This window comes from Caulobacter rhizosphaerae (assembly GCF_010977555.1).
Taxonomy (GTDB): Bacteria; Pseudomonadota; Alphaproteobacteria; order Caulobacterales; family Caulobacteraceae; genus Caulobacter; species Caulobacter rhizosphaerae.
On sequence record NZ_CP048815.1, the window covers coordinates 2,995,678 to 3,009,293 of the forward strand.

The 13,616-nt window shown below is 67.8% G+C and carries 5 protein-coding genes and 1 pseudogene; 5 read left to right on the forward strand and 1 reads right to left on the reverse strand.

Features of this window, described 5'->3' with window-relative positions; all coding sequences use genetic code 11:
- Positions 1-27: 27 nt before the first annotated feature.
- The 5 genes and pseudogenes from G3M57_RS27475 to G3M57_RS13710 form a co-directional block, all read left to right on the forward strand.
- Positions 28-1,110 (forward strand): annotated as a pseudogene (locus G3M57_RS27475) (phosphatidylinositol-specific phospholipase C1-like protein); the annotation flags it as partial.
- A 1,802-nt stretch (positions 1,111-2,912) separates the two neighbouring features.
- Positions 2,913-3,398, forward strand: a complete 486-nt coding sequence (locus G3M57_RS13695) for a hypothetical protein (protein WP_163231161.1) — start codon at positions 2,913-2,915, stop codon at positions 3,396-3,398.
- 160 nt (positions 3,399-3,558) lie between these two features.
- Complete coding sequence (locus G3M57_RS13700; protein WP_163231163.1) at positions 3,559-9,558, forward strand: YadA-like family protein; 6,000 nt, start codon at positions 3,559-3,561, stop codon at positions 9,556-9,558.
- Between the two features lie 32 nt (positions 9,559-9,590).
- Positions 9,591-10,028, forward strand: coding sequence for an outer membrane protein assembly factor BamE domain-containing protein (gene bamE / locus G3M57_RS13705; RefSeq protein ID WP_163231165.1), 438 nt, complete (start codon positions 9,591-9,593; stop codon positions 10,026-10,028).
- A 15-nt stretch (positions 10,029-10,043) separates the two neighbouring features.
- Entirely contained in the window at positions 10,044-10,574 is a 531-nt protein-coding gene (locus tag G3M57_RS13710; protein ID WP_163231167.1) for an OmpH family outer membrane protein, read from the forward strand.
- Positions 10,575-10,682: 108 nt separating this feature from the next.
- On the opposite strand, the gene G3M57_RS13715 is transcribed toward G3M57_RS13710, so the two are convergent.
- Positions 10,683-13,607 carry an ATP-binding protein gene (locus G3M57_RS13715; RefSeq protein WP_230983723.1) on the reverse strand — a complete coding sequence of 975 codons (2,925 nt, stop codon included), beginning with the start codon at positions 13,605-13,607 and terminating at the stop codon, positions 10,683-10,685.
- Between the last annotated feature and the right edge of the window lie 9 nt (positions 13,608-13,616).

Below are 13,616 nucleotides of genomic sequence, written 5' to 3' on the forward strand. Positions count from 1 at the left end.
GTCGGACCGCGATCTTCGGAGGACCTCATGCTAAGTCTCGTCGCCGCGCTTCTGATGGGCGCCAGTCCCGCCGCCGTCGAGCTGCGCATGAACGACCTGACCGCGGTCGGCACGCACAACAGTTACAAGCTGGCCGTCCCGCCCGAGGAGATGGCGGCCATGGTCACCGCGCGCGGACAGGCCGCCCTGGGCGTCGATTATGCGCACCGGCCACTCGTCGAGCAGTTGGACGCCGGGGCCAGGCAGCTGGAGATCGACGTGGTCGCCGATCCGGGCGGCGGTCTCTACGCCAAGCCGCTGACCGCCCTCGGACACGGGACCATCCTGCCGCCCAGCGTCGCCGCCGCCTTGGCGAAGCCCGGCTTCAAGGTCCTTCACATGCCAGACGTCGACTTCCGCAGCTCGTGCCCGACCTTCGTCGCGTGCCTGACGCAGGTGAAGGCCTGGTCCAAAGCCCATCCGGATCACGTGCCGATCCTGATCCTGCTCAACGCCAAGGATGGCCAGGCCAGCCTGCCCGGCGGCGTCACCCCCCTGCCCTTCGACGAAAGGACGTTCGACGCCCTGGACGCCGAGATCCGCTCGGTGTTCGACGACGGCCGGTTGATCATCCCCGACCAGGTGCGCGGCCGACGCGCCACCCTGCGCGAGGCGATCCTGGCCGACGGCTGGCCCAGCCTGGCCGCCTCGCGCGGCAAGGTGTTCTTCGCCCTGGACGAGGCCCCCGCCAAGGTGGCGCTCTATCGCGGGACGCGAACCTCGCTGGAGGGCCGCGCGATGTTCGTCAACACCGACGAGGCCTCGCCAGCCGCGGCCTATCTCACCCTCAACGACCCAGTCGGCCAGAAGGACCGCATCGCCGCCGCCGTGAAGGCGGGCTTCATCGTCCGCACGCGCGCCGACGCCGACACCTGGGCCGCGCGAACCAACGATGTGACCCAGCGCAGCGCTGCGCTGACAAGCGGCGCGCAATATATCTCGACCGACTACCTCTGGCCCGATCCACGCTTTGCCGGCGGATACGCCGTGCGCCTGACCGGGGGCGATGTCGCCATCTGCAACCCCGTGCGGGCCGCCGATCGTTGCGACAGCCTGGCGATCGAAGCCCAGCCCGGCGTCCCACCGCGCGGCTATCTCTCACCCCAGGCTCGGCCGGACCTGACCAAGATCCTGGCGCCGCCGCCCGCCAAGGGCTCGCCCCGCGCCGTCGCCGACGCGGCGATCTTCGACCAGACCCGCGCGCTGAAGGACTCGCCTCGCTGGGCCCTGGCCACCGCCGACGTCGATGGGTCCATGTACGATCACTTCGCCCAGGCCCTGGGCGTAAGACTGACGCCCCAGGCCGCGCCGGTGCTGACCGCCCTGCTGCAACGGGCCGGCGAGGATCGCTCAGTCGTCAGCCTGGCCAAGACCTACTGGGACACGAAGCGGCCCTATATCGGCAAGGAGGCCGCTCCGATCTGCGAACCCAAGAGCGACCACCTGGCCGGCAATCCGGATTATCCATCCGGGCACTCCGTCCATGGCGAGCAGGTGGCGATGATCCTGGCCGAACTGGCCCCCTCCCGCGCCGCCGCCCTGTACGCGCGGGGCCGCGACTATGCCGAAAGTCGCTATGTCTGCGGCTCTCACACCTTCAGCGCGACGGAAGCGGGTCTCCAGGCCGGCGCCGTGATCTACGCGGCCGAACACGCTTCGCCGATCTTCCGGCGGGACATGGACATGGCCCGCGCTGAACTGGACGCAGCCCTGGGAACGCCCTCTCGATAATGAGCGCTCCAATGACTGGAGGTTTCCCCACGCCGAAGCCGTTGGCGGGGTTCGGGGTAGGAAAGCGAATCCGAACTCTCGCTCTCCACGGTGCAGCTTCTCGCGCGCCGGTAGGCCCTGGTAACGATTATCGGGACGAACTGTTGTTTAAAAAACGCCGCCAAATCGAAAATCGTGCGGCTTGCGGTTTGCTCGACAATATCAGGATTTACCCCCTGAAATCTGGTGAAATCTCTACGGAACCATAACCACGGAGAACATATTCCAGATTGTAACATTAATTTACGTTCTACCTTTCTATCTACACCTGCCAAATCAAGTCAACCGGCTTCATGAGCATCTTGAGAGAGGTAATAGAAACTTCTATTCTTGACGAATTTGCAAAAATTTACTTCAAGATCCGCTCATTTTAACCACGACCGCACCACTAGCCATACATCACCCCGTGTGACTTTCAACACCGAGGACCTGTAGGCGAAAAGTACAGAATAAGCGTCCAGCGCCACCCGAGAAATTATCTTTTATCCACAACCCACAATGGGCCTAATCACCAGATCAGCCATCTCATGCAAGAGATGCAACGACACATATATCGCGCTGAAACCGGAACATGGGATTTATACTATCAGCTAGCCGGGGCAATTCCCCGGAAACAGCTCGTGCCGCTCGACAACTTCAGCGCTGCGACTTCGAGAAACGGCCATTTCACTTTTTCCGCCACTGCTCCGATATATACTTTAACATGCCTCTGGAATCGAGGAATTTTTCACCGCTATACTTAATAATTCAACTTTTAACAAACTAAATCGCAATATCTTCGCCATAAAGCGCAGCTACACTTGCAATATAATATAGTTATACCTATTTACTCACCTTTCTAGTAGTTGATATCGATAAACGGCACTCAATAGACCACGCCGTGCTAACCGTCCGTTAATAATTTGAGCCGCTGGCTCCCCTTTACATGCCACCTAAGCGGGAAGGTGATGCGATTTCGGGAAGCTGGGGCGCCCAGAACCGCATCCACCGGCATCAAAAGAAGGTTGAGGGCGAAGATGAATCAAGTATTGGCGGGTAACCCCCTCCGGCGCCGCGCTTTTGCAGCCGTTGTCGGGCTCGCGCTCATTGCTGACGTCGGCGTCTTGGCGCCCGCCGCGGCGGCCGCGACGACCGCTGCGCCGGCGAACGCGGCGGTCTTCCGCGATCAGGCCAACAAGGTCGGCGCGCGGAGCTGCGCGGATCTCTACGAGGCGCTTGGTCAGGGCCTGACCCGCGGGGCGGCGTTCTCGGTCAAGACCGAAACGGACCAGGCCGCCCCCGACGCCCATCTCGTCCGAGGCCTTCTGGGTCTGACCTACGACCAGCCGGACCTCAAGGGATCGGCCGGCGGGGTGGTGGTCGCCGCGCCCGGCCAAGGGGGATGCGAAGGCTACCTCGTGCGCGTGGCGCCTTTCCAGAAGCCCTGCGCCGAGGTCGTCAGCCTCCTCCCGGCCGGCAGCACGGCCGGCCAGCCCCTCCTGGGCGTCTGGCAATACCAGCTCGCCGGAACCCAGGGGCAGGCGCTGATGATCCCCAGCGGCTCCACCTGCGTGGTGGTCACCCTGTCCGGAATGACCCAGCGCCAATGATCGGGGCGCGTGAGCCCAGACCCGCCAGCCGGGCCAGGCTCGCAAGATCGGTCGTGCGGACAGGCGCCCGCCGCACGAGAGAAGTGAAGTGGGCCCAGACCGCGGCTCTCGCCAATGCCCCAGCAGGGCTGGCGGGCCGATATTGAGGGGTAGCGTTGCCATGAATGCCTACGTGTCGAAGGATCGTCGTCTCGCCGGTTTCGTCCGCAACTGGATGGGCCGCAGCGATGGGCGCAACTGGTCGCAGCTTCGCCGGCTGATGGCGATCCTGCGCCGGGCCCACCAGGTGCTGGGCGTCAGCCGCAAGGGCCTGGGGCTCGGCGCGTTGGGTGTCGGCGGCGGGCTGCGTCCGGCCAGCGCGATCGGCGGTCTGGCGGCGATCTTGGCGCTCGGCCTCTGCGCCCCGGCTCAGGCGCAATATGCGGCCGGCGGCGGTTCGGCGCCAGCCAGCGGCTCTGTCGCCATCGGCGCGAGTTCGTCGGCCACCAATCTCAATGCCGTTGCGATCGGAACCTCAACGGTCTCGTCGTCGCAATATACGGTGGCGATCGGACAGGGCGCGCAGGCTACGGGCGCCGGCGGCGCGGTGGCCCTGGGCGCCGGCACGATCTCGAACAACATCAATACGACCGCGATCGGCGTCAACGCCAACGCCACCGGGGCCGGGGCCAGCGCACTGGGCACCGCCTCCCTGGCTTCAGGGGGCAACTCCACCGCGGTCGGCGTCGGCGCCACCGCCAGCGGCAACTTCGCATGGGCCGGCGGCTATCAGTCCGTCGCTGGGGGGCTACGCACCCTCGCGCTTGGGTATCAAGCCAACGCGTCCGGGATCGATGCGATCGCCCAGGGCAGCACCGCCACCGCGAGCCAGCAGAACGCCGTGGCGATCGGCTTCGGGACGGTCGCATCGGGGATAAACTCCGTCTCTCTCGGCTCGCGCACCCTGGCTGGAGCCGGCGCCCTCGGCCAGAGCGCCGTCGCCATCGGCACGGACGTGACGGCGTCCGCGAACGACGCCCTTGCGATGGGGCGCTCAAGCAAGGCGACCGCCGTTTTCGCCACCGCGATCGGGACAAGCTCCCAGGCGGCGGGGACAAGCTCGGCGGCGTTCGGCCCCAACGCCAATGCCTCAGCCAACTTCGCGCTGGCGCTGGGCAACGCGGCCGTGTCGAGCGGAAGCGGGTCTCTCGCGGCAGGCTCGGGAGCCCAGAGCACGGACGTCGGGGCCGTGGCGGTCGGCAACAACTCCGCTGCATCCGCCACGAATGCCATAGCGGTCGGCCTGGGCTCGATCGCGAACGCCACAGACACCGTTGCGATGGGACGCCAGACCCAGGCCACCGCCAGCAATTCCACCGCCGTCGGACGTGAAGCGGGGGCCAGCGGTGTCGGCAGCACCGCGCTCGGTTTCGGCGCCCGGACCAGCGCCCAGAATTCGGTCGCCGTCGGCGCGGGCTCGCGCGCGTCCGGGATTAACTCCATCTATCTCGGCTCGAGCACCTTCGCGACCAGCGCCAGCGGCCAGAGCGCCATCGGCATCGGCACCGACGTGACGGCGTCCCAGGACGGCGCCATTGCGATGGGACGTGACACTTCGGCGACCGCGACCAACGCCATCGCGGTCGGTTTCCAATCCTTCGCCGACACTGAAGACGCCGTCGCCATCGGCACCGGCGCGAGCGCGACCGGCGGCAAGGCCGTCGCCATCGGCGCCGGCAACGCCGCCTATGGCGACGGCGCTGTGGCCATCGGCGATCCCAGCTACGCCAGCGGCACGGGCGCCTTCACCGGCGGGGCCAACAACATCGCCAACGCCGACGGTACCGCCAGCGCCACGGCGGCCAATGCGGCCAATGGCGCGGTCGCCATCGGCAACAACAACGTCGCGGTCGGCCAGGGCTCGGTGGCGCTCGGCAACGCCAGCCGCGCCGGCGCCGCCGGCGCCCTGGCCTTCGGCGACACGGCGACCGCCAACAACGCCGGCGACGTCGCCCTGGGCTCGGGCTCGGTCACGGCCGCCGCCGTGGGGACCGCGAACACCACGATCAACGGCACGGTCTATACCTTCGCCGGCACGGCGACGCCGAGTTCGACAGTGAGCATCGGCGCGGCGGGCGCCGAGCGGACGCTCACCAACCTGGCGGCGGGCCGGATCTCGAACACCTCTACCGACGCGGTCAACGGCTCGCAGCTGTTCGCCACCAACCAGGCGGTCACCACGCTCGCCAATACGGTCAGCACCACCGCCATTCACTATCTGAGCGTCAACGACGGCGGCGTCACCGGCGGCAACTACAGCAACAATGGCGCGACGGGGGCGAATTCTATCGCTCTGGGCGTGAGCGCGGCTTCGCAGACCTCGAACAGCGTCGCCATCGGCGCTAGCGCTTTCAATCAGACCACGGGCGCCGACGTCCAGGCAGTCGCGATCGGCGCTGCGGCGCTGACCACCCAGAGCCGTGCGACGGCGATCGGCGCCCAAGCGGCCGCGCGGGGTGTGAACTCGATCGCGCTCGGCGCCGCGGCGTCGGGAAGCACCTCCTACGCTATCGCCATCGGCTCGGGGCCGGTGACGGGGGCGAGCGCAACGGGGACTGGATCCATCGCCATCGGCGGCGGTGGCGGAACCGTGCCCACCGGCGCTCCGGCCTCCGCGACCGCGTCGCGCGCTATCGCCATCGGCCAGAACACGGTCGCCGCGTTCAACAGTTCGATCGCCCTGGGCAGTCGGTCCACGACCGGCAGCGCGTCCTCAGTCGCGGTGGGCGACACCGCCAGCACTGGCGCGACCGGCGTCAACGTCGCCATTGGCAATCTGAGCACCGCCAACGCCGGCACGGCCGGCGGCGGCGCGGTCGCGATCGGCCGCTCGAACACCGCCTTCGGCGACGGCGCGGTGTCGATCGGCGATCCCAGCTACGCCAGCGGCACGGGCGCCTTCACCGGCGGCGCCAACAATATCGCCAACAGCGACGGGACCACCACGGCGACCGCCGCCAACCAGGCCAATGGCGCGGTGGCGATCGGCAACGCCAACCGCGCGATCGGCCAGGGCAGCGTGGCGCTCGGCAATGGTTCGACCGCCGGCGCGGCCGGGCTGGCGGGCAATGTCGCGCTCGGCAATGGCGCGACGGCGACCGCCAGCGCCGGCGACGTGGCCCTGGGCTCGGGCAGCACGACCGCCGTGGCCGTCGGCACCGCCAGCACGGTGATTGGCGGCGTGAACTACGGCTTCGCGGGAACGACGCCCAGCAGCACGGTCAGCATCGGCGCGCTCGGCGCCGAGCGCACGATCACAAACGTGGCGGCGGGCCGGCTCAACGGCGGCTCGACCGACGCGGTCAACGGCTCGCAGCTGTTCGCCACCAACCAGCAGGTAACCCAGAACACCACCGATATCGCCAATCTCAACAACACGGTCACCAACATCAACACCGGCGCGGGCATCAAGTATTTCCACGCCAACTCGACCCAGCCCGACAGCCAGGCCCTGGGGACCGACTCCGTCGCCATCGGCCCCAGCGCCGTAGCCAACAACGCCGGCGACATCGCACTGGGCTCCGGCAGCAGCACCGGCGCCGCGGTCGGCACGACCGGAACGACGATCGGCGGCAACAACTACAGCTTCGCTGGAACCGCACCGACCAGCACGGTCAGCGTCGGCGCGTTTGGCGCCGAGCGCACGATCACAAACGTGGCGGCGGGCCGGCTCAACGGCGGCTCGACCGACGCGGTCAATGGTTCGCAGCTGTTCGCGACCAACCAGCAGGTGACGACCAACACCACCGACATCGCCGGCAATACGGCGGCGATCACCAATCTGACCAACAGCGTCAACAGCGGTACGGTCGGTCCGGTGCAGCAAACCGGGGCGGCCGACCAGTTGGCCCTGGTGGCTCCCGGAGGAACCGGCTCGGCGCCGGGTGCGGCCCAGAACCTGACCAATGTGGCGGCGGGCGCGGTGTCGGCGACCAGCACCGACGCGATCAACGGCTCGCAACTCTACGGCGTCAGCCAGAGCGTCGCGAACACTCTGGGCGGCGGCTCGACCGTCAATCTCGACGGTACCGTCACCGGACCGACCTACACCATCCTCGGCGGCAACTATACGACGCTCTTCGACAGCCTCACGGCGGTCGACGGCGGCCTGACCAGCCTCACCAACCAGCTCACCACCATCAACAATGGCGGCGGCATCAAGTATTTCCGCGCCAACTCGATCCTCGCCGACAGCCAGGCGATCGGGACCGACAGCGTGGCGGTGGGCCCGCGGGCGGTGGCCAACAACACCGGCAGCGTGGCCCTGGGCGACAACGCGGTCGCCAGCGTCGACGGCGCCCTGGCGCTGGGTTCCGGCTCCGTCGCCGATCGGGCGATCGCGCCGATCTCGGGCACGATCGCCGCCGGCATCGGCTTCGTGCCCTACAACACCACCGACGCCACGCTGTTGGGGGCCGTCTCGGTCGGCAACGCCACGACCAGCCAATACCGCCAGATCACCAATGTCGCCGACGGCACCAGCGCCCAGGACGCGGTGACCCTGCGCCAGCTGCAGGGCGCCATCGGCTCGGTCTCCGTGACCCCGGTGCGGTACTTCCACGCCAACTCGACAGCGGTCGACTCGCTGGCGGTCGGAAAGGACTCGGTGGCGGTCGGCCCGACCACCGTCGTCAACGGCGACAACGGCATTGGCATCGGCAATGGCGCGGTCGTGCAGATAACCGCGCCGGGCGGAACCGCGATCGGCCAGAACGCCCAGGTCTCGCAGGCCGACGGCGTCGCCCTGGGCACCAACGCCATCGCCAACGGCATCCAGTCGATCGCCATCGGCCCCGGCGCCAACGCCAGCTTCTCGGGCAGCGTCGCCCTGGGCGCGGGCGCGACGACGACCGTCGGCTCGCGGACCGGCTATGCCGGCTACGGCCTGGCCGCACCGCAAAACTCGGCGGGCGAGGTGTCGGTGGGCAGCGTCGGCGCCGAGCGGCAGGTCACCAATGTCGCGGCCGGCTCGGCGCCGACCGACGCGGTGAATGTCAGCCAGTTGAACCAGGTGGCCCAGAACACCGCCGGCGCGCTGGGCGGCGGGGCGTCCTACGATCCGACGACCGGGACCTATACCGCGCCGACCTATACGGTGGGCGGCGCCACCTACACCAATGTCGGGGACGCCCTCGGGGCCCAGACCACGGCGGTGACCAATCTCGACGGTCGGGTGACCACCGTCGAGAACACCGTCACCAACCTCGGCGCCAATGTCACCAATCTCGGCGACAGCGTGGCGGCCGGCCTGGGGGGCGCTTCGAGCTACAACGCCACGACCGGCGCGGTGACCACCAGCCTCAACGTTGGCGGCGCCAACTACAGCAACGTCAACGACGCGCTGCAGGCCCTGAACCAGACAGCGGGCGCGGGCTGGAACATCCAGGCCAACGGCGGCCCAGCCACCAACGTCCCGTCCAACGGCACCCTCAACGTGACCGCCGGGACCAACACCGTGGTCACCCTCAACGGCAACCAGCTGCAGATCGCCATGGCGGACAACCCGACCTTCAACGGGGTGATCAACGCCAATGGCGGCCTGACCGTGGGTCAGAACACCACCGTCGACATGGGCGGCAACGTTGTCCGCAACGTCGGGGCCGGCGCGGTGACCGCCACCTCGACCGACGCGGTCAACGGGGCCCAGCTCAACCAGGTCCAGCAGGTGGCCGCCAATTCGGTGCAATATGATGCGGGCCGCAACTCGGTGACATTCAACCCCGGCGGCCAGGCCGCGACCCTGCACAATGTCGCCGCCGGCGTCGCGCCGACCGACGCGGTCAATGTCCAGCAGCTCAACGACGGGCTGTCGAATGCGATCTCGACCGCCAACGCCTATACCGACGCGCGGCTGCAGGGCTTCGTGGTCGATATGTCGAAGGCGCGGCGCGAGGCCTTCGCCGGGAACGCAGGCGCGCTGGCGGCGGCGGGCCTGCCCCAGGCCTATGAGCCGGGTCGCAGCATGCTTTCCCTGGGCGCGGGCACCTATGGCGGACAATCCGCCTTCGCCATGGGCCTGTCGCGGATCATGGACGACGGCCGCACCATCCTCAAGGCCGGCGCAACCTACGACACCCAGGAACGCACCGGGGCCAATCTCGGCATCGGCTTCCAGTTCTGATCCCCGCCATTTGCGCATTCAAGGAGGACACCATGAAAGCCAAGCGTCTCGCTCTCGCGATCCTTTCAGGACTCGGCCTCGCGGGCCCGGTCGCGGCCGTCGCTCGGGACGCCCCTTCCCTATCCGCCATGACCTATGTGGCGTCGATCGATCCCGCCGCCTTCCACGAGGTTCCGGGCGAACGTGACAAGCTGGGCGTGACGGTCAGCCCGGCCTCCGTGCGGCTGATCACGCCGGGGGTCGACAAGTTCAGCATCTATCCCCTGCTCGGTCCGCCGCACTTCGCGGAGAGCGTCCGGCGGCGGTGGAACTACGTCTTGTTCTTTCCCGTCGCACCGGGGAGCGTGGAACGGGTACGCTGCCGGATGGAGATTCGCTTCACCCGCCCGCGCGGGCGCTACAACGTCACGGTGTCCGAAGTGGTCTGGCAGGAGAAATCCTGTGCGGACCGGGTCGCGGCCGCGAGCTGATCGGGCGAGGATGATATGCGTTTGATCGGGGGGCTGGCCATCGGCCTGACAATGATCGTCGGTGGGCCTGCGACCGCCCAGACCTTCGGTCCGCCCATCACCGGCATGTGCCTGCTATCGCGCGTCGGGGCGATCGGCGCCTCGCGCGCCGGCCAGTCGATGCAGGTCCAGCTGCGCCAGCTGCAGGTCTCGCTGAGCAGTGAGCTGGCGCAGCGGCGGGCCTCGCTCGACGTGCAGCGCCGGGCGCTGGAAGGGCGACAGGCGGCGATCGCGCCGATCGAGTTCCAACGACAGCTGGCGGGCCTCAGCCAGCAAGCCCAGGCGCTGGAGCAGCAGCAGAACACGCGGTTCGTCGCCGCCCAGACCCGCGCCCAGCAGCAGGTCGACCGCGCCCTCAATGACGCGCTCACCCGGGTCATTACCCGCAGCGCGTGCAGCGTGGTGATGGAGCGCGACAATGCTTACGGCTGGAACAATGCGATGGACATCACGCCGGCGACCGCCCACGAAATGGATGGCGTCCTACAGGCCGTCACGATCCAGTAGCCGAAGGTCAGACGCGGTCTGATCGTCCGGCTTTGCCTTGGCGTGGGTTTGGGAAGCGAGCAGCTTTGCACGCTCTTCTAGGGGCGCGCCGATGGACGCCAGGTTCAGTCAGGGGCGAGCCGAAATCTCGGCTTCCTGGGCCCGCGTCCAAAGGCGTTCGAGCTCGCGGAGATCCGCCGTGTCCCATCCTTCGACGAAGGCTTCCCGAAGCGATCCCAAGAGAGTCCGCGCTTGCCGGGTCTTTCCCTGCGCCAGCCAGAGTTCGGCCAAATCATGCGCGGACCGCAACTCCCACGCCCGTGCCCCCTGCTTCCGGCTGATGTCCAACGCCTCGTCCAGCAGCCGTTCGGCCTCAGCCAACTGGTCGGCACCATATTGTTGGACGATACGGGCGCGAAGCCGAAGTAGCTCCGGCAAGGCGAAGGCCTCGCCGTTCCCGCGGCACCGCGCCAGCGTGGCGTCGACTGTGCGGAGAGCCTCGTCGGGCTGGCCGTCGAGCAAAAGGCCGTGCGCCAGGGCGTGCTCGAACGCGGTGGTCAGCAACTCGTAGCGGGCGGCGTGCAGACGCGCGAGGCTCTCCTGGATCCAGGACACGCCCTCGCGGACTAGCCCTGTCTGGATCGACCGCACGCCTCTCTGACCGAGGGCTACAGCGATGTAGGGCACGAAGCCGTTGACCTCCGCGATCTGGGCGAAGGTGTCCAGGCTCGCCTTGGCCTGAGCCTCGTCGCCCGTCCAGACATAGATCGAATGGCCCCAGATCAACGCGATGCAACGCGTTACCGGATGGTCGAGCGCGATGGCCTCGACCTCGGTCTGCACCGCCAGTCGCCGCGCCTGGTCAGGCAAGCCCTGCAACCACAGAACCCGCGAGAGCGCGATGCCGGACCGGTTGCGATGATCGAATCCGTAATAGAGCGTTCGGCTGCGCTCGGACGGCGCGCTCTTCTGGAGCGAAGTCTCCAGTTCCCGTCGCGCCCTGGCCTGGTCCCCGAACAGATGATGCGACACGCCCGCCAGCGAGGCGGCCAGACCGGTCGCTTCGGGGTGGCCGACGCTTTCGGCGATGTCCACGGCCTGCTCGGCCCAGGCCAGGGCCTGCTCGAACTCGCCTATCCGCTCATGGAAGATGTGCAGCCGGCCCAGCAGCCGCAGCTGGTTCCAGCGATCCCCCAGTGCGGTTGCGATGTCGAACGCCCGGCGCAAGGCGACGCCAGCTTCGGGGGCGTTGCCACGCGTGAACATGAGGGTCAGGCCGAGGGCGGCCTGCAGCTCCATCTCCACCGCCGTATCGCGAAACTGATCGTCCAGGCTCCTGACCGCCCGCTCACACCAGGTGCGACCCTCCACGAACAGCGAGAGATAGGCGAAGAGCGGAACACTAACGGCCACCAGGGACGTGGCCACCGCGAGATCACCCCGCCCGCCGAAGCTCCAGTCGAGGGCGTCGCGGATGTTGCCGATCTGGCCGGACATCGTGGCCGCGCCGGCGAAGATTTCCTCGGGCGTCTCACCCAGTTCCGCCATCCTGTCGCGAAAGAAGCGCGCATGACGTCGGCGAACTGCGTCCAGCTCAACTTCACCCCGTTCGTCCAGCTTGGCCTTGCCATAGGCGCGGGTGGTTTCGAGCAGGCGGTAGGCCTCGGGACAGTGGGTGCGGTCAGGCGCGACCAAGCACTTGGATGTAAGCTCCTCGAACGCGGCGACCACCTGGGCCTCGTCCAGTTCTTCGTCCGAAACGACGGTCAACGCCGCCCGGAGGGAAAACGGGCCGCGAAAAACCGACAGCCTTTCCAAGGTTCGCCGTTCGGACGGGTTGAGGAGCTCGTAGCTCCAGTCCAGGGTGGCCTGAAGGGTCTGCTGCCTGGGTAGAGCGGTGCGCCTTCCCGCCCAGCTCAGGGCGAACCGTTCGCCGAGCATCGCGCTGGTCGTCGCGAGGCCGTGGGCGGCCACGCGCACGGCGGCCAGTTCGATGGCCAGCGCCATGCCATCGAGCCGCTCACACATCTGGGCGATCGCTCGCGCGTCCTCGACATCCACCGCCAAGGCGCTGTTCGCGGCCGACGCCCGTTCCACGAAGAGTTGGACGGCGGGAAAGGCCAATATTTCCTGCAATGACAGGCCGATCGCGTCGCTCGGAAACGGCAGGGCGCCCAGCCAGTGCACGTGCTCGTCACGCGCCCGCAAGGGTTCGCGGCTCGTCGCCAGCACGCTGATCTGCGGCGCCGTTTCCCTGATGCGCTCGGCGACGCCGCAAACGGCGTCGATCAGGTGCTCGCAGTTATCGAGGATCAGCACGATGTCCTGGGTCCGAACGTGGCCCAGTAGGACCGCCATCGGATCCTCGGTCTGCACCGGTATGCCGAGCGCGCCCGCCAGGGCCCACGGGATCAGCGCGCCGTCAGCCAGGGCCGCGAGGTCGACGAAGCGCACGTGGCGGCCATGCTCGCTGGCCAGCCTGTAGCCAACCTCGACCGCCAGGGTGGTCTTGCCCATGCCGCCTGGGCCAACGACAGTGAATAGGCGCGGATGAGCTAGACCGTCCAGAATGCGCTCGACATCCGACTCCCGGCCGATCAACCGCGTCCGGACCGGCAACGCGCCCGCCGCCCTCAGCGACAGCTCCGGGACGACGCTTCTGGGCGGCGCCGGAGCGACGGCCGCGACTTCCCTGACCGTTCCGACGAACGCGTAGCCGACGCCCACCTGGGTGGCGATATAACGCTCGTCGCCCGCCCCGTCGCCCAGCAGCTTGCGAAGGCTGGTCACGTGAAAGCGCAGGCTCGTGTCCTCGACAGTCCGGCCGGGCCATACGCGGTCGAAAAGTTCTCGCTTGGACATGACGCGTCCGGGCTGTTCCACCAGAGCGATCAGCAGGTCCAGCGCCCGGCCGCCGATCTCAACGGGCGCCCCGTTTCGCATCAGCAGACGCCTGTGAGGCACCAGCTCAAAAGGTCCGAATGCGAGCCGACCGACCTCGACGTCGGAAAATGCACGCTCCAAGACGGACCCTTTCATCGTGTTCAGGCGCATGGCCGCCCC